The organism is Cytobacillus sp. QJM3NY_8, assembly GCF_056173585.1.
Map to the genome: position 1 here is coordinate 4912395 of NZ_CM149681.1, position 20731 is coordinate 4933125.

General features: G+C 44.0%; 18 protein-coding genes. All 18 read right to left on the reverse strand.

Annotation, left to right across the window (positions count from 1 at the left end; genetic code table 11):
- Nucleotides 1-9 precede the first annotated feature (9 nt).
- On the reverse strand, nt 10-972 hold the full coding sequence (locus AC0VZ9_RS25085; protein ID WP_475396871.1) for an NAD(P)H-dependent flavin oxidoreductase: 963 nt from the start codon (nt 970-972) through the stop codon (nt 10-12).
- The gene (locus AC0VZ9_RS25090) at nt 969-1382 is read right to left on the reverse strand and encodes a PaaI family thioesterase (protein ID WP_217026276.1); all 414 of its coding nucleotides are present in this window, start codon (nt 1380-1382) and stop codon (nt 969-971) included. The genes AC0VZ9_RS25085 and AC0VZ9_RS25090 overlap by 4 nt, the downstream gene beginning before the upstream one ends.
- Nucleotides 1379-2389 carry an NAD(P)-dependent oxidoreductase gene (locus AC0VZ9_RS25095; protein ID WP_217026275.1) on the reverse strand — a complete coding sequence of 337 codons (1011 nt, stop codon included), beginning with the start codon at nt 2387-2389 and terminating at the stop codon, nt 1379-1381. Before AC0VZ9_RS25095 ends, AC0VZ9_RS25090 begins: the two co-directional genes overlap by 4 nt.
- A 25-nt stretch (nt 2390-2414) precedes the next feature.
- Nucleotides 2415-3605, reverse strand: a complete 1191-nt coding sequence (locus tag AC0VZ9_RS25100; protein WP_217026274.1) for a thiolase family protein — start codon at nt 3603-3605, stop codon at nt 2415-2417.
- 3 nt (nt 3606-3608) lie between these two features.
- Nucleotides 3609-4769: an acyl-CoA dehydrogenase family protein gene (locus tag AC0VZ9_RS25105; RefSeq protein WP_217026273.1), complete on the reverse strand. Its 1161-nt coding sequence runs from the start codon at nt 4767-4769 to the stop codon at nt 3609-3611.
- A gap of 13 nt (nt 4770-4782) precedes the next feature.
- Nucleotides 4783-5562, reverse strand: a complete 780-nt coding sequence (locus AC0VZ9_RS25110; protein WP_217026272.1) for an enoyl-CoA hydratase/isomerase family protein — start codon at nt 5560-5562, stop codon at nt 4783-4785.
- An 11-nt stretch (nt 5563-5573) separates the two neighbouring features.
- A complete protein-coding gene (locus AC0VZ9_RS25115) occupies nt 5574-6419 on the reverse strand; it encodes a 3-hydroxyacyl-CoA dehydrogenase (protein ID WP_251264650.1) in 846 nt (281 codons plus the stop codon).
- Nucleotides 6420-6430: 11 nt separating this feature from the next.
- Nucleotides 6431-8398 carry a TRAP transporter permease gene (locus tag AC0VZ9_RS25120; protein WP_252245601.1) on the reverse strand — a complete coding sequence of 656 codons (1968 nt, stop codon included), beginning with the start codon at nt 8396-8398 and terminating at the stop codon, nt 6431-6433.
- Nucleotides 8399-8430: 32 nt separating this feature from the next.
- The gene (locus tag AC0VZ9_RS25125; protein ID WP_033196513.1) at nt 8431-9429 is read right to left on the reverse strand and encodes a TAXI family TRAP transporter solute-binding subunit; all 999 of its coding nucleotides are present in this window, start codon (nt 9427-9429) and stop codon (nt 8431-8433) included.
- 13 nt (nt 9430-9442) lie between these two features.
- Entirely contained in the window at nt 9443-10099 is a 657-nt protein-coding gene (locus AC0VZ9_RS25130) for a 3-oxoacid CoA-transferase subunit B (protein ID WP_019380733.1), read from the reverse strand.
- Nucleotides 10086-10772, reverse strand: a complete 687-nt coding sequence (locus tag AC0VZ9_RS25135; RefSeq protein WP_019380732.1) for a CoA transferase subunit A — start codon at nt 10770-10772, stop codon at nt 10086-10088. Before AC0VZ9_RS25135 ends, AC0VZ9_RS25130 begins: the two co-directional genes overlap by 14 nt.
- Nucleotides 10747-12165 carry a CoA-binding protein gene (locus AC0VZ9_RS25140; RefSeq protein ID WP_019380731.1) on the reverse strand — a complete coding sequence of 473 codons (1419 nt, stop codon included), beginning with the start codon at nt 12163-12165 and terminating at the stop codon, nt 10747-10749. Before AC0VZ9_RS25140 ends, AC0VZ9_RS25135 begins: the two co-directional genes overlap by 26 nt.
- Complete coding sequence (locus AC0VZ9_RS25145) at nt 12162-14201, reverse strand: sigma 54-interacting transcriptional regulator (RefSeq protein ID WP_217026267.1); 2040 nt, start codon at nt 14199-14201, stop codon at nt 12162-12164. Before AC0VZ9_RS25145 ends, AC0VZ9_RS25140 begins: the two co-directional genes overlap by 4 nt.
- A 368-nt stretch (nt 14202-14569) precedes the next feature.
- A complete protein-coding gene (locus AC0VZ9_RS25150) occupies nt 14570-15832 on the reverse strand; it encodes a PTS ascorbate transporter subunit IIC (RefSeq protein ID WP_009332099.1) in 1263 nt (420 codons plus the stop codon).
- A gap of 121 nt (nt 15833-15953) precedes the next feature.
- Complete coding sequence (locus tag AC0VZ9_RS25155; protein ID WP_475396872.1) at nt 15954-16223, reverse strand: PTS sugar transporter subunit IIB; 270 nt, start codon at nt 16221-16223, stop codon at nt 15954-15956.
- Between the two features lie 13 nt (nt 16224-16236).
- Complete coding sequence (locus AC0VZ9_RS25160) at nt 16237-18354, reverse strand: BglG family transcription antiterminator (protein WP_475396873.1); 2118 nt, start codon at nt 18352-18354, stop codon at nt 16237-16239.
- Nucleotides 18355-18569: 215 nt separating this feature from the next.
- A complete protein-coding gene (locus AC0VZ9_RS25165; protein ID WP_475396874.1) occupies nt 18570-19133 on the reverse strand; it encodes a hypothetical protein in 564 nt (187 codons plus the stop codon).
- Between the two features lie 92 nt (nt 19134-19225).
- Entirely contained in the window at nt 19226-20716 is a 1491-nt protein-coding gene (gene argH / locus AC0VZ9_RS25170) for an argininosuccinate lyase (protein WP_475396875.1), read from the reverse strand.
- Between the last annotated feature and the right edge of the window lie 15 nt (nt 20717-20731).

Consider the following 20731-nt stretch of genomic DNA (forward strand, 5'->3'; position numbering starts at 1 on the left):
ACTTCGCTCCTATCTATTCAAATTCCTGTACAAACATTCAAGCTGCTGTTCGTATTCCTGCACAATATCCTTGATAATCTCTTCTGTCTTTTTTATTTCATCTATTAATCCGATGGTCTGCCCTAATGAGATGACACCGGAATGTTCATTGCCATTTTTAATTAATTCCATATAGGATTCACCGCTTATATATGGAAAGATCTCCTCTAAAACTGCTCCGTCTTCTTCCTTTTTCAGCAGCTCCAGCGCACGGTCTGTTTTCATCACTCTCATGGCTTTCCCGATTGATTTTTTCACAAGCAGGGTATCTGTTTCCTGAAGCTTTATCAATTTGTCTTTGATCGACTCATGGAGTGCTGTTTCCCTGGAAGCCAAAAACCTTGTTCCCATCTGCACACCTTGTGCCCCTAAAGCAAAAGCAGCAAGAGCAGATTTTCCTGTTGAAAACCCTCCTGCTGCAATGACAGGTATCGAAAGCTCCTTTACAGCCTTTTGAATCAAGGTAAGGCTGGTTACATCCTCTTTGCCCGGATGGCCCCCGCACTCATATCCAACCACGACCACTGCGTCGCAGCCAATTGATTCTGCTTTTTTGGCAAATCTTACTGAAGGCACGACATGAACGACTTTTATTCCGTTTGCTTTAAGGCTCTCCATATACTTCTCGGGGTTATTTCCTGAGGTGAAAACAACGGGAACACGGGCTTCGATTGCCCCTTCCACATAGTCATCCATTGGCTTGCGGATTCCAAGAGCGATATTTACACCAAATGGTTTGGAGGTGAGCTTTCTTGCCGACTCAATATCCTCCAGCATTTCTTCCTTGGACGAAAAGCTTCCAGCTGTTATCAGGCCGAGTCCGCCTGCATTCGATACGGCGGACACAAGCGGGGATGTTCCAAGTCCTTGAAGCCCCCCCTGGATAATGGGATAGCGGATGTTAAACATCTCTGTAATAGCTGTGTGCATCATCCCTTTTCACCTTTTGATAGCTTAAAGGTTCCGGTGCAATGTCCAATCAGTTCACCGTCTTCATTCTTTAGCCTGCCTTCAATCAATACCGTGCTGCGATTTTGATGAACAATCTCTGCCTCGGAGTAAACCGTACCGTCCATCACAGACTTAAGATATTGAATGTTTAGATGGAGTGTCGCAACCTCATCATATCCCAGAGACCTGCCTGCCATGCCCATTGCTGTATCCAGTATGGATGCATAGATGCCGCCGTGGACAGAATTTCTTACATTTATGAACTCCTTCTGGAGGGGAAGGGCTAATAGAACATGCCCTTCTCTTAATTCCCTTAATTCCAATCCGATAAAGTTCCAGAATGGGCTGCTATCAAAATCTGTTATGACTTTCTTCAAATGTTCTGGTGTCATGAAAATAACCCCTTCCCTGCTTCGGTCAGTTCAGCTCGATTGGCTATTACAGAAAGGTTTTGACCTTGAATGGCACGAATTAAGTTCTCTGCAATCAGCATGGAGGTTTTCCTTGCCGCCTCAAGACTGATACCGCCAATGTGCGGACTCATGGTTACTTGTTTAAGCTGAAAAAACGGGTGATCAGAAGGCGGCGGCTCATCTGCAAAAACATCGATCCCTGCACCCAGAAGTCGATTCTGTTTCAATGCTTCTGCCAAATCTTCCTCGTTGATCACGCCGCCCCTGGCAGTGTTTATCAGTACAGCCGTTTCTTTCATAAGCGACAGTAATTGATAATCTACTAGTTTGTCTGTTTCTATGGTTAATGGAATATGTAGGCTTACAACATCACTTTTAGTAAAAACATTTTCTATAGACGTAGTTAGTTCCACTCCTATTCGGTCAGCCGCTTGCTGTTTTTCTGCATTGACTGTTCTGACATACGCCACAGCTTTCATGCCGAAGCCATGGACTAAAATCCTGGCCGCTTTTTGCGCTATACTCCCAAAGCCAACAAGCCCCAGCTGCTTTCCTTCCAATTCAAGTGTAAAATCCCCATCCCTTGACTGAAAGTTCCCACTCCTGGTTTCCCTGTTAAAATAAGCCGTTTTTTTCATCACCGCTAAAAGCAGGCTCACTGCATGTTCTGCCGTGGCGGTACTGTTGAGCTTTGGTGCATGCAAAACGGGTATTCCCTTTTTCGTCGCATATCCGACATCAATATTATCAAGTCCGACTCCCGCACCCGAAATGGCTTTTACCTGCCGGCAGCAGTCCAGAATGGCAGGTGTGATCCTTGCCGGTGCTCGGAGAATGATTCCATCAACCTTATTATTCTGAAGGTAGCTGCAAATCACTGATTCATTATATTCGGTGAATTTCTTCACATCAGCATGTTTGTTCAGCAGATTCTCCCCATCCGCATGATACATGGGGAGAATCTGAACAATATGTGGCCTGTTCATCACAACACTTCCTTCATGAATATTATTAAACTTGAAGGTTTTCGATTATGGTGGTAATTCCCTGCCCGCCGCCAATACATAGAGTGACCAGTCCATATTTTTCGCCTCTTCGTTCCATCTCGTGCAGCAGCTTTGTCATCAAAATCGCTCCTGTAGCCCCTATCGGATGGCCTAAAGCAATGGCACCGCCATTAACATTCACCTTATTCATATCCATTCCGGATTCACGGATGACTGAAAGTGCCTGAGCTGCAAATGCTTCATTCAGCTCAATCAATCCAATGTCATCCATCGATAAACCACATTGCTTTAACGCTTTAAATGTCGAGGTGACAGGACCAATCCCCATAATCTCAGGAGATACTCCGCTCACAGCCTGGGCAATGATTTTCGCTTTTGGTCTTAAGCTATATTCATTGACCTTTGCTTCATTCATCATCAAAATGACGGAAGCACCGTCATTGCGGCCGCTGGCATTTCCTGCTGTCACGGTTCCATTTTCCTTAAAAACCGCCTTAAGCTTAGAGAGCTTCTCAATATTTGTACTGCGCGGATGCTCATCCACACTAAAAAGCTTTGTTTCTCTTTTTTGCTTATATTCAACCGGGATGATTTCCTTTTCGAAACGGCCAGATTCAATGGCAGCATGCGCAAGCTCCTGGCTGCGAAGCGCAAATTCATCCTGTTCTTCCCTTGAAATAGCATACTTTTCTGCCAGATTTTCAGCGGTTAATCCCATTGTCAGGTTTCCGTATTTTTCGATTGGCTGGGAACAAGGCTGGCTTTCGGTATTCGGGTCCAGAATTTGTGCATTTCCGGCCTGGAAGCCATAACGGGCGTTCCGGATATAGTAAGGCGCTGTGCTCATGCTTTCAGCTCCTCCCGCCACGACTACATCAGAATAGCCGAGCCTGATTTGCATATCCGCATTATTGATGGCCTGAAGACCGGATCCGCATTGGCGGTGAACTGTATAGCCTGTAACCTCAATAGGCAGCTCCGCTCTTAAGGCGGCCAGACGTGCAAGATTGGATGTATCCGCACTTTGCTTAGCCTGGCCAAGAATCACCTCATCCACTTGTACATCCCTATGAGAGCGGTTTAATACTTCCCGAATGACCTTCTCTGCAAGATGATCTACTGGGACGTCTTTTATCGTTCCTCCCATTCTGCCAATAGCTGTCCGGACAGATTCCACAATATAGGGCTGATTCATGCCTTACACCCCCACATAGGAAGATTCCCGCTTAAGCTCATTCGCAATGATATTGCGCTGAATCTCAGAGGTTCCTTCGTAGATTTTTGTAATTCTCGCATCCCTGTAGTAGCGTTCAATTGGATAGTCTCTCATATATCCGATTCCGCCATGGATCTGCACAGCTAAGTCTGCCACTTTGTTATAAACCTCTGAAGCAAATAGCTTCGCAATAGCAGCCTCTTTCACTACCCTCATTTTTTGATCGGTCATCCAGGCAACTCTGAAAGTCATGGATCTAAGCACTTCGATTTGCATGCTGATTTCCGCCAGCATATGCTGAACAGCCTGGACTTCAATGATCGGCTTGCCGAATTGCTCCCGTTCCTGGGTATATTGCAGGCAATGCTCCAGAAGCTTTTCGCAGGAGCCAAGGTTTCTGGCAGCCAGGCCAGCTCGGCCATTGGCGAGGATTTTCAGTGCATTGATATATCCCTGTCCTTCTGTACCAAGAACGTTCTCGGCGGGAACCTCCATGTTTTCAAAGAAAAGCTCTGCCGAATGGGAGCCTCTTAACCCCATTTTTTGTTCAACACTCCCAAGGACAAAGCCGGGGAAATCTTTTTCAACTATAAAGGAAGTAATTCCTTTCGCTCCTTTTGCCCGATCTGTTACGGCCATCACGGTAAAGACATGGCCGTCAACTGCATTAGTAATATAATGCTTGGATCCATTTAAAATATATTTGTCCCCTTTTCTGACAGCAGTCGTTTTCAGTGCCGCAGCGTTCGAGCCGGCGCTCGGTTCCGTTAAGGCAAAAGCGCCAATCCATTCCCCCGTGGCCATTTTCGGCAAATATTTTTGCTTTTGCTCTTCTGTACCAAGCTCCACTATTCCGACAGAGCCGATTCCCGTATGCGCCCCTATTAAAGTGGTATAGCCATTATGTGTTTTGCCAAGCTCTTCATAAATGGCGCACTTTCCGACCATGTCAAGCCCGAGCCCGCCATATTCTTCCGGAATGCTTAATCCGAATAAACCCATTTCCTTGGACATCTCCACAAGCTTTTCCGGTATCATATCCTTCTCTTCAATTTCCATCGCCAAAGGCTCTGCTTCTTCTTTTACAAATTTACGCACATTTTCTCTTAAAAAATTTATATCTTCAGAAAAATTAAAGTCCATTTCTGTCTCTCCCTTATTGGTTAGTAAACTCCGCCGTTCTTTTTTCCAGGAATGCTGCTGTACCCTCTCTTTTATCCTCTGTTCCAAAAACTACTGCCTGTGAAAGCTTCTCAATCAGCATGGCTGTCTCCAGATCAACATCAAAGCCTTTATGTACGGCAAGCTTTGCCAGCTTGATTGCAACCGGGCCTTTTTTAAGAATCTGAGAGGCAATCTCTTGTGCTTTCCTTTCCAACCCATCATCGGCTGTAAGGTAAGATACAAGGCCGATTCTTTCGGCTTCTTCTCCATCAATGATTTTGCCGGTAAGAATCATATCAAGCGCCCTTCCCTTGCCAACCACTCTGGACAGGCGCTGTGTCCCGCCTGCACCAGGAATGATGCCCAGGTTAAGCTCCGGCAAGCCGAATTTTGCTCCCTTCGCTGCAATTCGAATATCGCAGGCAAGGGCCAGCTCGCACCCTCCGCCCAGTGCATACCCCTTTACAGCCGCAATCGTTACTTTGCTGGATTGTTCAATTTTTTTGTAGAGCCCCTGCATGCCCGGAATCAATGCCTCAAGCATTTTTCTTTCATGAAGCTGCTTTATGTCAGCACCTGCTGCAAAGGACTTTTCCCCTGCTCCCTGGATAATGATACATTTGACCTCATCATTTGCATCTGCCCAGCTAAAGGCATCACCGAGCTCCTGGAGAGTCTCCTGATTTAATGCATTACGCTGTTCAGGACGGTTTATGGTCAGCCACATAACTCCCTGTTCGATTTGTACAAGCAGATTTTCGTATTGATGCACGTTCTCACCCCTTAAGAATATTGATAGAATCCGCTGCCGCTCTTTTTCCCCAGCCGTCCGGCTTTTACATATTTGATAAGCAGCGGACAGGGGCGGTACTTTTCCCCAAGTGTCTGATATAAATACTCCATATTGCGCAGCCGGGTATCCAAGCCTACTAAATCCGCCAGAGCAAGAGGGCCCATCGGGTGATTAAGCCCCAGCTTCAGGGCTTTATCGATATCTTCAGCAGAGGCTACTCCTTCCATCAGCATGTTCATGGCTTCATTGCCGATCAGGCAATTCATCCGGGAAGTCACAAATCCCGGAAATTCATTCACTTCAACGGTTTCCTTCTTAAGCTTTTCACCGACTTCTTTCACCATGCGGACCGTATCATCAGATGTTTCCAGTCCACGGATAATTTCAATCAGCTTCATCTTGTGGACCGGATTAAAGAAGTGCATGGCCACCACTTTATCGGGCCGTGATGTTTGTGCCCCAATTTCCGTTGGACTCATTGTTGAAGTATTGGTGGCCAGAATGGTTTCCGGAGAACAGATGCTGTCCAGCTTTTTAAAAATATCAATCTTCAACTCTATCTTTTCCAGGACTGCTTCAATAACAAGGTCTGCATTTTTCGCAGCAGCCTCTAAATCTGTTTCAAAATGAAGCCGGTCTTTTGCCTTCCCATATTGGTCTTCTGAAATAAACCCTTTTTGAAGGCTGCCTTCCAATAAGCTATAAATATCGTTTTTGGCTTTATCTATTATTTCCAGATTAATGTCATTCAAGTAAACTTCAAATCCCGAAATGGCACAGGTATAAGCAATCCCTTTTCCCATAACACCTGAACCTACTACTGTGATGGTGTTCATTCTGTTCCCCCTTAGTTTGATAATGTATTGGCCACTGTATTTCTAGGTACAAACTTTTGATATAAAAACATTGCCGCCAGGATGGCAAAGCCGATGATGTCTGATAAAAATCCCGGGTTGACCATCAGAAGAGCCCCGATAAAAAGAACGGCTCTTTCATACCAATATGAATGGCGGAACAGCCATCCTTCTGCAGCCCAGGCAATCCCAATAATTCCAATGATGGAGGTTGCAACAGATAGAATAATATCCGGAACGTCTCCAACAAGAAGCAAGGTTTCCCCGTATACAAACATATAAGGGACAATAAATGCCGCGAGGCCAAGCTTTACTGCAGTTAAGCCTGTTTTCATCGGCTCGGAACCGGCAAGCCCTGCCGCCGCAAATGCAGCCAGTGCTACTGGCGGTGTTATGGCAGATAGTGCTGCAAAATAGAAAACAAACATATGGGCTGCAAGCGGGGATACACCTAGCTCGATTAATGCAGGGATGGTAAGCGGAACCTGTACGATGTATGCCGCAACAGTCGGGAGCCCCATTCCAAGAATGATGCTCGTGATCATCGTGAATACAAGCGTAATAATTAAAATGCCGCCAGATAAATCAATGATCAAACTGCTGAATTTAAGGCCAATCCCGGTAAGCCCAATAATTCCGATGATAAAACCGGATGCCGCACAGGCAATAGCTGTCTCAATGGCAGCTCTGGCTCCTAAGTCCAATGCCTTGAAAATCTTTGAAAAAGATAATCTTGTTGCCCCTTTTAAAGCTGCAACCAATATCGTCACGCCGATAGAGTAAAGACCAGCCTTCATTGGTGAAGAGCCGGATGCAAGCATGACCACAATCACTACTAAGGGGATAAAGAACATGAATCCGGTTTTCAAAACACTCGAAACCTTGGGAAGTTCTTCTTTCTTTAAACCAACAAGCCCCAAACGCCTTGCCCTCATATCGACCTGGAAATACAGGCAGCAGTAATAAAGGACGGCTGGAATCAAAGCAGCGATGGCTACTTCCATATAAGGAACACCTAAATAGGAAGCAATGATAAAAGCCGAAGCCCCCATGATTGGCGGCATGATCTGGCCTCCAGTAGAGGAAACCGCTTCAACCGCAGCTGCAAAGTGGCTTCTATAGCCGGTTTTCTTCATTAATGGAATCGTAAAGGCACCCGTTGTGACGGTATTGGCAACCGCGCTTCCTGAAATCGTCCCCAAAATGGAGCTGGCCACAATCGCCGTTTTAGCAGGACCTCCACGGTATTTCCCCATCCCAGCCACTGATAAATCGATAAAAAATTGACCTGCTCCCGAAACCTCCAGGAACTTTCCGAAGAGGATAAATAGGAAAATAAAAGTTGCAGATACCCCCAAAGGAGTACTGAAAATACCAGTTACCGTATAAAAGAGGTGATCAATAATCCACATCATGGTAAATTCTCGGTGGGAAAGAGACCCCGTAATCAGATGACCCCAAACTCCGTAAACGATGCAGATGAAAATAATAATCACCAGTGTATTTCCAATCACGCGGCGTGTTGCCTCAATCAGCAGCAAACCGGATATGATTCCTATGGCAATTTCCAATACTGTCAGCGGCTCTATATAACTCATCCGCGATGAAATGACCTGGGAATTCATCACATAATAGGAATAACAAGCAATCGACAAAACCATAAACAGCCAATCATACCAGGGGATGCTTTCATTTTTTGCCGCTTTCTTGGAAGGCTTATAAATGGCAAATGTTAAAGCCAGAGCAAATGCAAGGTGTGCCGACCGCTGCAGGATGGATTCAAATACCCCAAAGAAAGCTGTATACAAATGAAAAAGAGACATTAAGACGGCAATAATGGAAATGATTTTGCCAGCCGCGCCCTTTAATAGGCGCAGCTTGCTGTTCAGATTACCATCTTCATCATATTCCGCTATCATTTTTGAAGCTTCCGCTTCCGTTACGTCGTGTTTAGACATCATTTCACCTTCTTTTTAAAAGGATTATTTTGGTTTTATTTAAGTGCCCCGACTTCCTTGTAATATTTCTCTGCTCCCGGGTGAAGCTTGCCCACATTGTTTTGCACTGAATACTCTGCATTAAAGTCTTTCATAATCGGGGATAATGTTGTCCATGTATCTTTTTCTTCTACCATCATTTTTGTAAGCTTATAAACTGACTCTTCGTCCATTAGATCATCATTAACCAGCAGAACCGTATAGCCGGCAACCGTTTTAACATCTTCTTTCACATTAGAATAAGTTCCGCCTTCAATGTCATATTCCAAATATCCTTCATTTAACTCATGCAGGCCTTTAACTGTTTCATCATCCAAAGGAATCAGGCGAATTCCGAGGGTTGTATCCAGCTCCTGGAAAGTGGAAACCGGCGCAGAAACCATTCCTACAATCGCATCGATATGTCCATCACGCAGAAGGTCGGCTCCATCTGCCGTTCCGATATATTCAATGCCGCCAAGATCGTCGTAGCTCATGTCATTCAGTTTTAAAATATCCAGGAATGCCAGCTCTCCGCTGTATCCTTTAATTCCCGGGCTAACCTTCTTGCCCTTTAAGTCCTTTACGGATTTAATATCAGAGTCTGCCCGAACAACGATATGGAATACATTTGGATACAGGGTTGCAACGGTGCTGACATTATCGACTTTTTCTTTAAATGCATTGATTCCATTCAATGCCTCAGGTACCGTTTGTCCATTACTGAATCCAAGAGCAAATGTGCCCTGGGCTAAGCCCAAAAGATTGGAAACAGAGCCGCCCTCCACTACCGTAACGGAGGATTCCGGGTAAACTTCCTTCATTTTCTCTCCCATCGCCCCTGACAATGTGTACCAGAAACCGCCAACTGTTGCAGATCCGAAGGCCATATCCCGCGGGGCTCCCTCTGCTCCTCCGCCTCCGCTTGCTTCACCGCTGCTTCCCGCCTCATCCGAAGAACAGGCTGCCAATACGACTAACATAAAAGCCATCAACACTGCCAATAATTTTTTCACCTTATTTTCCCCCTCAGTTTGTTTCCATTTTGGTTTTTTCCAGCACATGAAATTCAGCATCTGTCATCTCCCGCAACGCTTCGATCGAAACATCGGAGAGCCTTTCTATGAGGTACATTTTTCCTTCAAGAAACTTAAATACAGCATGTTCGGTGACAATCATATCTGCTTTTCTTGTACCGCTGCTTGGAAAGGATAATTTTTTCACAATTTTCGGACTACCGTCTTTAGACAAGTGCATGGAAGCAATAATCATCCGCCTGGCTCCCGCAACTAAATCCATGGCCCCTCCCACTCCAAGAATGGTTTTTCCGGGCACTGCCCAATTGGCGACTTCTCCCGTTTCATCGACCTGTAAAGCTCCCAATACAGCAGTATCGATATGTCCTCCGCGAATCATCAGGAAAGAATCCGAACTATCAAAGAGTGATGCCCCTGTGTCCATGGAAACGGGCTTCTTGCTGGCACTGATCAAATCCATATCAATATCGTCATCAGACGGAGTCGGACCCATCCCGAGGAGACCGTTTTCTGATTGAAGGTAAACCTTTTTGTCATCGAGGTAATCCGGAATAATGGTTGGAATGCCTACTCCCAGATTGACAATTTCTCCTTCCTTCAATTCCTGTGCTACCCTTTTGGCGATTTTAATTCTGTCAGATAGACTCAATGTATCTCCCTCCTTTTTTTACATATTGATTGATGACGACATAATCTACGTATAAGTGAGGGGTTACCACTTCTTCCGGTGCAAATGAACCAGCTTCCACAACCTCATCCACTTCAGCTATAACTACCTTCGCTGCCGTTGCCATAACCGGATTGAAGTTCCTCGCTGTTTTGTCATAAATCAGATTTCCCAGTGTATCAGCCTTAAGTGCTTTAATAATGGCTACATCCCCTTTAATTGCTTTTTCAAAAATGTAGGATTCGCCATCGATCACTTTCTCTTCCTTCCCTTCAGCAAGCTTGGTCCCGGCACCTGTCTTCGTATAGAAGCCGCCGATGCCTGCCCCGCCGCATCGGATGGCTTCTGCCAATGTGCCCTGAGGAATTAATTCAATCTCCAGTTCACCTTTTGACCAGGCCTTAACGGCATCTCGATTAGTGGTAAAATAAGAACCTTTCGCTTTTTTCAGCTTCCCTGCCACCAGCAGTTTTCCGAGCCCCTTCCCTTCCTCACCTAAATTGTTGCTGATGACTGTAAGGTTTTCTTTATCGGATTTCACCAGCTCATCAATTAAAGTAAGCGGTGTTCCCGATAGGCCGAATCCTCCTACAAGCAATGTGTCGCCGCTTTTAATGAACTGCAGTGCATCAGCAGGATTTAATTGTTTTTTCATTATGTTCCTCCTCTTGTCTCTGGGTTTCCGAGTAATTTATATAAGCAGACAATGATTTGATGGCTGTATTTTCATGAAAGAAGTAAGGTTTCTTTGTTTCCTTTAATATGTCAATGGCCAGCTCCCCCTGGTATCCCTGCGACATGAAAATCGGAATAAAAATACTATCTCCTTCCTCCATCAGCTTTTTCATTTGTTCCGAAAGAATTTCATTTTGATAGTCTACCTGGAAAGGGAAAGGAACAATGATATTATCAAAGTCACCGGATTTATGAAGCACCTCCAGACAGGTTGTCAATTTTGACAGATCATCGTATACAATGGTGGTCAAATCTATAGGATTCATGAATGACTTCTCTATGCCTGTAATCGTTTTCATTTTCTGCTGAAGTTCTGATGACAGGGGCTGAAGCGGAATCCCGTACTTATCGCATAAATCCGCCAGATAAATGGAAGTAGCCCCTGCCCAGGAAAAGATAGCCGTACGCTTTCCTGCTGCCTTTTGGTATGTATCAAACAGCCATGAAAGAGCAACCACTTCATCAATGCTTTCGGCTTTTACCAGTCCTGGGTGATTGACCATATCCCAGGGAATGGAGTAATCATTGTTTCTTCCAAGGTGATATTTAACGGCAATTCTTGAAATCTCCGAATGGCCGATTGGCAGCAGGATCACCGGCTTCTGTTCGATATAGGCCTGGTGCAGCAGCCGGAAAAAACGCTCCTCCTCAGAAATAGATTCAATGATTAATAGAATGGTTTCTGTTGATGGGTCACTAATTAAAAATTCAAAGCAGTCATTAATCGTGATATCCATCTCATTTCCAGGTGACAGCCAATAGGAAAAACCGAGGCCTTTTTCATTGGCATCAAGTACAGCCCGGCCTAAACTTCCTCCATGACTGATCAATCCAACAGATCCCTTATGAAAATTCTTAGGTTCAAAACGGGGTGAAAAAGAGATTCCCCAGTTTCCTATAAAATGATAAAATCCGGGTGAGTTTGGCCCATAAACCGCCGTTTCTGTACCTTTAACAATTTCCTTCAGCTCTTCTTCCCTGTAAATTCCATCCGGCCCGCTTTCAGAAAAGCCGGAGCTGATGATGATGACACTCTTCACTTGTTTTTTTACACATTCTCTTAGGATGTCAGGGGTATGTTTGAAAGGAACAATTACACATGCCAAATCGACTTCTTCACTGATCTCCAGCACACTCGGATAGCAGTGAATTCCTGAAATGGTGTCATGGTTTGGGTTTACAAGATAAATCTCCCCGGAAAACTTTGATTTTTGAAGATTGACCATGACACGTCCCGCATTTTGATGGAACCTTTCCGAAGCTCCTATTATGGCAATGCTTTTAGGGGAAACAAGCGTCTGCAATGATCTCATGATTTTAATAATCCCCCTTCTAATTTTTTTACCTTTCGAACAATGGTAGAAGGATTCACTTCCAGCACACGGGCAATGCCCCGATAGGATTTCTCTGACTGTGACGCCTTATAGATCAGCTCTCTTTCAAGCAGATCTACAGCTTCTTTTAGCGGTAATAACTGATTTACGACAATGGCTTGATCCTGACTCATTCCTTGGTTATCGCCTTTGCTAAATAAAGAAAGAACCTCCTGCTCCCCCACTTCGGGATTCGAAGCTGTTACGTATATTCTTTCAATCATATTGACGAGTTCCCTTACATTCCCTGGCCACTGATAATTAGTCAGAACCTGTATGGCTTTCTTGGTGAATTTGAGATGTTTGTGGTATTTTGCTGCAAACATCCTTGCATACGCATCAATTAGGATTGGAATATCTTCGACCCTTCTTCTTAATGGCGGAATTGCTATGGGGATAACATTCAGCCTGTAAAATAAGTCCTCCCGAAAACTTCCTTCCACAACCAATTCTTTAAGATCCCTGTTGGTAGCTGCTATTACCCGCACATCAATCTTTGTCGTTTTGGATGATCCTACCCTGTTAATCTCCATTTCCTGCAATACCCGCAGCAGCTTGACCTGCAGGTGGTTTGGGATTTCCCCAATCTCGTCCAGAAAGATGGTTCCATTATCTGCTTGTTCAAATAAACCGGCTTTTCCCTTTTTTAAGGCACCTGTAAAGGCACCGCCTTCGTATCCAAAAAGCTCAGACTCCATCAGTGATTCAGGAATAGCCCCACAATTCACCTTAATAAATGGCCCTTCCGACCTCGGACTCGACTGCTGGATCAGCTTGGCGATTTCCTCTTTCCCCACTCCCGATTCACCTGATAATAGAACCGTTACATCCACCTTTGCCACCTGCTGAACGGTCTCAAGCAGCCTTTCCATTTCAGGTGATTTGGCTATGAACGTCTCCGATCTCTCGGAAAGATGCATATGCTCCAATATTGACTTTGTTTTTGCCAGCTCACTTCTGAGCGCATCGAATTCAGTCATGTCCTTCACATTGATAACAACTCTATCAATTTGATTGCTGCTGTTCTTAATGGGATTTGCCGTTATAATTAATGAATTTTTATTGTCTTTGCTTGTTTCCATGATGTTATGCGATCTGCCCTTAGCTTCTACCTGCCGGGCGATATCTTTTATGTAGTCAGGACTCTCATTTCTTACATCAAAAAGCTGCCTGAAGCTCTGGTTGCATTTAATAATGGCTCCTTCCCCATCGGTAATGCAGATTCCGTCTGTAGAGTTATCCAGTATCGTTTCCTGTTCTTTCAAGAGCTGCTTGACGGATTCAAGCTCACTCGAGACAAATTCGATTTCTGAAATATCCTGAAAGACACCAACCGCTCCCACAAGAGTTTTGCCATCATAGAGCGGTGTTCGATGGGTTAAATATTTTCTTTTTCCTACCCGGTATTTTTCTGTATGTCCCTTACCTGTACGGATAACATTCAATAACCCGCTTGGAGTGACAACATCTGTCAAAAACTTGCCAAGGGCTTTCTCCTTAGTTGTCATAGCCATCTTTTCTGCCGGAGGATTCATTGAGGTAATCCTTCCCTCCAAATCGATGGATAGAATCCCATTATGTGCCGAATTAAAAATAGCATCCATGCGGCTGAGCTCCACCTGAGAAGTTCTGGCATAGGCCGCCAGATACTGTTCTTTTGTCAGGAAGCCTGTGATCTGCCTGCTTTTATTAAGGATTGGCCAGATTTCCTGATCATTGAGCTTTATATTGTTTAATTCATCCATTTCGTTAAGGAAACAAAAGTCAGTCTGGTAAATTTCTGATAGTACCTTATGTTGATTTAACAAACCTTCTAATAGATTATGCTCTGTAAAACATCCCGCTAACTCATCTCTAACGTTATAGACCAGCCCGCCTTTCATATGGGATTCAAGTAAGGTTTTTGCAGCTCTATCGATGTAATCGTTTTCAAAAAATTTAATAGAAGTACGAGTCATCGCGTCTTTTACTAACAATTTTCCCGCTCCCTCTGAGTGATTCACTCATAAATTATTAATGCAAGAAGTATGCCAACATTAGAAAATTAATAAAATGCTGATATTTCTCACATTTTGTAATATTTAAACTATATATCCACTAAAAAAATGTTGCAATACCGCAACAGGTGTTGCGGCAACGCATTAAAGGTTGAATAAAACAAGTTCGCAAAAGGGAAAAGCACCTATTTATCCTGTTTATCCTTTTAATTTCGTTGCGTTTTAGCAACACTACTTGAATTTAATAAATAGAAAGGAGAGCCTCGTTGGCGACAGGCCTGGTACAATTTTTTCAAAAAAAACAAAAAGGGACTCCACATCAAAGTGAAGTCCCCATAATAACTAGATTAAGAAAATAGTTTAATAAGGAAGCTCAATAAAATCCCCACAACCCCAAAGTCCGAGTCTCCAAAAGTAGTTCCTTCAAACCCTAGTGATCCCAGAACCGGCAGCAATAAGGCCGGAAGGAATGAGATTAATAGACCGTTGGCAAATGCTCCGATCATTGCTCCTCGTCTGCCTCCAGTGGCATTTCCGAAAACCCCTGCCGCTGCACCTGTGAAGAAGTGCGGAATCAGGCCTGGCACAATTATTTTCAGGCCGAATAATGGAAGAAGGAACATGGAAAGCAAACCAGCTACGAAGCTGAATAGGAATCCGATAATAACTGCATTTGGAGCAAAAGGGAACACTGCCGGGCAATCAAGGGCAGGCTTCGCATCTTTAACCACTTTATCAGCGATTCCTTTAAAAGCTGGAACGATTTCTGCAATCAGCATCCGCACACCGGCAAGGACTACATATACACCAGCTGCAAACGTAATGGCCTGCATGAGCGAGAATACAAGGAAGTTAACTCCGCCGCTCAATTCAGATTCTACATAGCCTTTTCCGGCGATCGGCGCCACAACCAGGAAGAGAATCGTCATTGTGAGAGACATCGCAACAGATGTATCGCGCAGGAATCCAAGTGATTTTGGCACTTTGATATCCTCCGTCGATTTGGATTTATCCCCTACACGCTTTCCAATAAAGCCGGAAACAAAGTAGCCGAAAGATCCAAAGTGGCCGACAGCTATGCTGTCATTGCCAGTGATTTCGCGTACATACGGCTGGACAAGCGCAGGCATGAATACCATTAATAATCCCAGAATAATAGACCCGATAATGATCAGCGGAAGCCCTGTTACTCCGCCAGTTGCAAATACAGCTGAGATCAGGCAAGCCATGAATAAAGTATGATGGCCGGTAAGGAAAATATATTTAAACGGTGTAAAACGGGCAATTATTATGTTCATGACCATCCCGAAAAGCATGATCATCGCAGTTTCTTTCCCAAATGTCTGCTGGGCAATCGCTACGATGGCTTCGTTGTTCGGAATAACGCCCTGGATATGAAAAGCCTTTTCAAACATTTTTCCGAAAATATCAAGTGAGCCTATTAAGATGCTTGCTCCTCCATTCAGGATGAGAAAGCCCATAATCGTTTTAAGCGTACCTGATATAACATCGGCAATGCCCTTCTTCTGCAGAAGCAAGCCAAACAAGGCGAATAAACCAACCAGGATGGCGGGCGTGCCCAGTATATCATTCATGATAAAATCAAACATGTTTACCCCTCCTTTTAAATCCTCTGTATCTATCTTTCATCTAACAGTTTTTCAGGTTATACTGTATTTGTTCTTTTTATTTTTCAGCGGGCGAGTCTATCGCCTGCTCTTTTTTTCTCTATTATGATAAATGGGATTCCAATGCAGCTTTTAGCTCGTTTTGGTCAAGGATGTTTGTCAAACCAATGATCGTTCTTGTTCCGTCATCCAAAGTGGAAATCAGGTCTTTAGATCCCAGGTAGATATCCGCTTTTTCAGATTTAGCCGTAGTTAAATCAGTATGTGAAACATCTGCTCCCACTCCCAGTTGGCTTAAAACTGTTTTCACGTTCATTTCTACGATAAAGCTGCTTCCAAGTCCGTTTCCGCACACTACCAGAATTTTTTTCATTTTTATTTCCTCCTTAGTCTTGTGAATATTGGTTAATAATTTCTAATACGTCAGCTTGAGTATCAGCATTCTGCAGTTTTTCAAGGTTATCGCTGTCAGACAGCATTTTAGACAGCTGGGATAATGCTTTTAAATGGGTTTCATTATCGATGGCTGCCAGCACAAAGAATAATCTTACCTGATGCTCCGGCTTTTCCGAAAAAGCACAGCTTTCCTTTAATTGCAGGAAGCTCATTCCCAGCTTGTTCACGCCAGCTTCAGGGCGGGCATGAGGAAGGGCTATTCCCGGCGCGATGACAATATATGGTCCCATTTCATTCACGTTTTCAATCATGGCATCAATATAATGCTGGCTGATGGATTGATCGGCCAATAGCGGCTGTGATGCCATTTGCAGTGCTTCCTGCCAGCTTGCAGCCGAATCTGCAAATTCAATTTTATCGGCGGTTAGAACTTCATTTAACATTGGCTTTTGATCCACCTCACTTTTTGCTTCTTTATTTGATTGATAGTAGACTTTTAATTCCTGGATCAGCATGCTTTCGTCATTTATATCTGCATGCTTCCGGATAATGTCCATCAATGCGTCTATGTTTTCTGATTTCGGCCTTTTTTCTGATGCCTGAACCTGCTTAAGCAGAGATTCCTTCTCAGACGGGTTAAGAATCGGATTTACAATAAACACCGGTACATGTTTCCGGGATACTGGCGTGGTCGAAATGACAAAGTCCAAATCAGCCAGGGAAGCTTTCTCATATTCACGGACGGTGTATACATTCGCCACATCGACAAACGGCATGAGATCTTCAATTTGTTTCTGAAGTATTCGTGACGTGCCGATTCCGCTGGCACACACCACAGCCGCTTTTTTGCGGGCTTCCACCCTGACGCCTTCTTTATCAATCCAGCCTCCAAAGTGCATCGCAATATAGGCCGCTTCATCATCAGATACTTTTTTGCCAAGCACGTATTCAAAATGATGAACCACTTTTTGGGTTAGAATAAACAGATCCTGATAAGACTCCTGTACAGATTTGGATAATGGATTCTCCAGTTCGATCCCATATTTGATTCGGAAGTAAGCGGGCTTTAAATGAATCAATAAATTCCGTTCAAGCTCCTTCCGATTTTGGAAAAATACGCACGCATATTTTTGAAAATCATCGACCATTCTTACTGCCATTGATTTAAGGATATCAAGGTCCTGGTTTTCCAGCTCATGTGTATCATAGTCGCTTATTTTCGCACCCAACAGGTAGGTTGCAAGATAACAGGCTTCATCATCAGGAACTTCAAGCTGGAAACCGCTTTCAATTTTCCGGCAAATAAATCGAGCAGCGGTGTACTCTTTTGTTTCTTTAATGACCTGTTTTTCAACAGGATCCATCTTGATGTATTTTTCCTGGTTAAACCTTTTGATCAGCATAAATATATGGGCACTCAGCGTCTCCATTACTTCATCTGTGTAATGAACACCGGAAAATGATTCACTTTCATTTAGAATCTCATAGATCGTTTCTAAATCAGTACGCTGAAACATTTCAGGTGACAGTTCAGGCGTGTCCTGGATGGTTAACTGAACTTCGGATAATAGATCATTCCAGCCGCGATTGGTTAAAACCTGTGATAGGCAGTAAATCAGCATTTTCCGCTTATCCTGCTCCTCACCGGCAATAAAGTAGCCTGAAGATTTATGGAAATTCAACTGAACCTGGAACTGGTTAAGCTGCTTTTTTAATTCCTTGATATCTGCCAGAAGCGTACTTCTGCTGACACCCAGCTTATCCATCAGATCCTGCAGATAAATGGTTTTCTCGCGGGTCAGGATGAGTATGGCAGTCCAGGCCATTCTTTCTTTTCGTGAAAACTCATAACCGGCAGCTTTATCAAACGAATGCAGCCGCTGTTTAACCTGCTGCTTTTCTTCTTCATCAAGAAAAAATCCAGCAGCACGGATATACTTCAGCTCATCTAAACCCTGGTCTTTGAGCCAGCTATTAATTTTGTCAACATCATAATAAACGGTCCGCTTGGAAATCTGTAATTCTTCCATAAGCTCCTGCGGAGAAACATGTGTAGGCGCATGGACCATTTTCGTCAAAATCGTCATGCAGCGCTGGTCAAGAATCATCGGGAGCGCTCCCTCCTTTACCTGATTCTATAATAGTAAGTTTGCAAAAAGTCAGACTCTAAATTCATCGAATTGTCTGCTTACTACGTATTATACTCCTGTATTACACAAATTGAAGTCCGAATTCTGTAAGGTGGTTTTTGCAAGGATTGGACTCATGGATAATCAGCGGAAATAAAAAAACTTCCTGATTGAATAGGAAGTGGAGGATATGCTTATTCATTTCCCTTAACAATGTGTCCATCTGCATCATAAACTGTAACCTCAACCGGCAATTTAATTTCATCTTTCTCGAAAACAGCATACCAAACCCACAAGTTATCCCGAACAAGAAAGCGGGTTGGCTGGATATTTCCTTCACTGTTAATTATGATGGTTTTGGCATCATCCTCAGCAAATCCATATAGGATGGCAAAATCCTTCTCAGACTTATTATCTGCCCGCCAGTCGATGGCTCCCCTATCTCCTTTTTCTTCGCTGAATTCCTGGAAATCCATCATCGGATATATGAACTTCTTAAATTCTGTAAATTCCTGATTGGTCAGAACAGGGATAATTCCCGAATTGGTCTCTGCAAAAACTAATCGTGAATGGGGGTCAAACAATAGAACCCGCTGGCAGTCTTCGCCAAATTGTTCTGAAACTCTTTCACAGATATCCTTTTCCAGGGAAACAGCAGGGATAACTGGCTTTGCAGGTTCTGCGGTGTATGAAGCCAAAAAATAAATTACACCGAATATTAATCCTAAGCTGAGTACTGCGAGTAAACTTTTTTTCATCTCACTAACCCCCCTCTAATTCTTATCATATTATATTTTTCAAGAAATAAAAGCTTTTAAAAAAGCGAACCCCGCATGGTTCGCTTTAGAAATTAAAACTTAAAATTTAATAGATTCTCCCGCTTCTCCTTAAGCCCTCTCACAGTCCCCTCATAGCTCAGCAGATCCCCTGTGAGGGTTTCATTACGATCCTTGATCATTCTCGAGACCTCATCCGGATTCGGTCCTCCCTGAAGGCTGCGGATCTGTACAAAGTATTCAGGAGAAATGATTTTCTTCCACTCTTCCTCTGAAAGGGAAACGGGAACATATCCCTGAATGACTTCATTCACGTCCTCCACTTTCCAGTCGCACAGTTCTTTCTGATCCTTCACGGTTTGTTTTGAAATATAGCTGGCAATGGAGTGGGCTTTCCTGAATGGAATGCTGTAGTCTCTTGCCAGGGTGTCGGCCAATTCTGTGATTGTGATGCACGACTTTTTCGCCATCTCTTTCGCATGGTCTTTATTGACTTTTAAAGTGGCAATCACGGCGTACATCAGCTTTAATACCCGATTGGCATTCGTAAAAGCGCGATACAGATGAGGCTGGAGATCATCTTCTGTATCAACGATATCCCCAAATGGCGTATTATGAACCATGTTCATGGCTGCATATGCTTCACCGTAGGCGCTGCTGGCAATGGATCTGGAGTGCTCAATGGAAACCGGGTTCCTTTTTTGAGGCATAATGCTGCTTACCTGCACGTAAGGATCCGCCACCTGGAAGGTGCCAAACTCTCTTGTTACATGCTGAAGGAAGTCCTGGATCCACCGGCCGGTATTCACCATGCAGGTCATCAGGGCTGATGAGGTTTCCAGCAGGTAATCTGCTCCCGCAATCGAGTCATACGAGTTTTCAATAATTCCTTCAAATCCCAATAGGTCACGGGTGCGGTCCCTGCAAATCGGAAAACCGGTCGTCGTAAGAGCCGCTGCACCGAGCGAGGATTTGTTAACGGTTTTATAAGCAGCCCAAAGCCGTTTAATATCCCTTTGGAGAACATCATAAACGGCCAGGAGATAATGCCCCAAAGTGGTCGGCTGGGCCGGCTGTGTATGGGTATAGCCGGTCATATAGGTCTCTTTATGCTCTTCAGCCTGCTCCAGCAATGCCTCACTAAGCTGATAAGCACTTCCAAGGAGCTGCAGCAAATGTTCTCTTAGCACCAGCCTGTACATCGCGATCCCCATATCATTCCGGCTCCGGGCAATGTGGATTTTTCCGGCCAATTCATCGCCAATCTCTTCTCCTATTTTCGCTTCCATCATAAAAAAGAGATCTTCAAATTGAGGCTGGTAGGATAATGAGCTGGTGTCTGACATTGCCACTTTATTAATTCCTTCCAGCATGGTTCTTGCTTCTTCTTCAGGAATGATCCCCTTTTCTGCCAGCATGATCACATGTGCCCGATGAATATCGAACATGACATGGAACAGATAGTCCCGCTGGTCATTAAAAACGGGCATCAGCAGTTCTTCTGCATATGTTTTGCCGGGAAAGACAAGGCCTTCATTTTTAATAAACTCTTCTAATTTGCTCATTTTTTCAACTCCGTT

Coding starts and splice junctions, on each gene's coding strand:
- AC0VZ9_RS25095 (WP_217026275.1), bottom strand. CDS start 2,389: ATGAACAGGCCACATATTGTTCAGATTCTCCCCATGTATCATGCGGAT.
- AC0VZ9_RS25160 (WP_475396873.1), bottom strand. CDS start 18,354: ATGATTCTTGACCAGCGCTGCATGACGATTTTGACGAAAATGGTCCAT.
- AC0VZ9_RS25090 (WP_217026276.1), bottom strand. CDS start 1,382: ATGACACCAGAACATTTGAAGAAAGTCATAACAGATTTTGATAGCAGC.
- AC0VZ9_RS25100 (WP_217026274.1), bottom strand. CDS start 3,605: ATGAATCAGCCCTATATTGTGGAATCTGTCCGGACAGCTATTGGCAGA.
- argH (WP_475396875.1), bottom strand. CDS start 20,716: ATGAGCAAATTAGAAGAGTTTATTAAAAATGAAGGCCTTGTCTTTCCC.
- AC0VZ9_RS25085 (WP_475396871.1), bottom strand. CDS start 972: ATGATGCACACAGCTATTACAGAGATGTTTAACATCCGCTATCCCATT.
- AC0VZ9_RS25105 (WP_217026273.1), bottom strand. CDS start 4,769: ATGGACTTTAATTTTTCTGAAGATATAAATTTTTTAAGAGAAAATGTG.
- AC0VZ9_RS25135 (WP_019380732.1), bottom strand. CDS start 10,772: ATGAAAAAACAATTAAATCCTGCTGATGCACTGCAGTTCATTAAAAGC.
- AC0VZ9_RS25155 (WP_475396872.1), bottom strand. CDS start 16,223: ATGAAAAAAATTCTGGTAGTGTGCGGAAACGGACTTGGAAGCAGCTTT.
- AC0VZ9_RS25140 (WP_019380731.1), bottom strand. CDS start 12,165: ATGAGATCATTGCAGACGCTTGTTTCCCCTAAAAGCATTGCCATAATA.
- AC0VZ9_RS25150 (WP_009332099.1), bottom strand. CDS start 15,832: ATGTTTGATTTTATCATGAATGATATACTGGGCACGCCCGCCATCCTG.
- AC0VZ9_RS25115 (WP_251264650.1), bottom strand. CDS start 6,419: ATGAACACCATCACAGTAGTAGGTTCAGGTGTTATGGGAAAAGGGATT.
- AC0VZ9_RS25165 (WP_475396874.1), bottom strand. CDS start 19,133: ATGAAAAAAAGTTTACTCGCAGTACTCAGCTTAGGATTAATATTCGGT.
- AC0VZ9_RS25120 (WP_252245601.1), bottom strand. CDS start 8,398: ATGATGTCTAAACACGACGTAACGGAAGCGGAAGCTTCAAAAATGATA.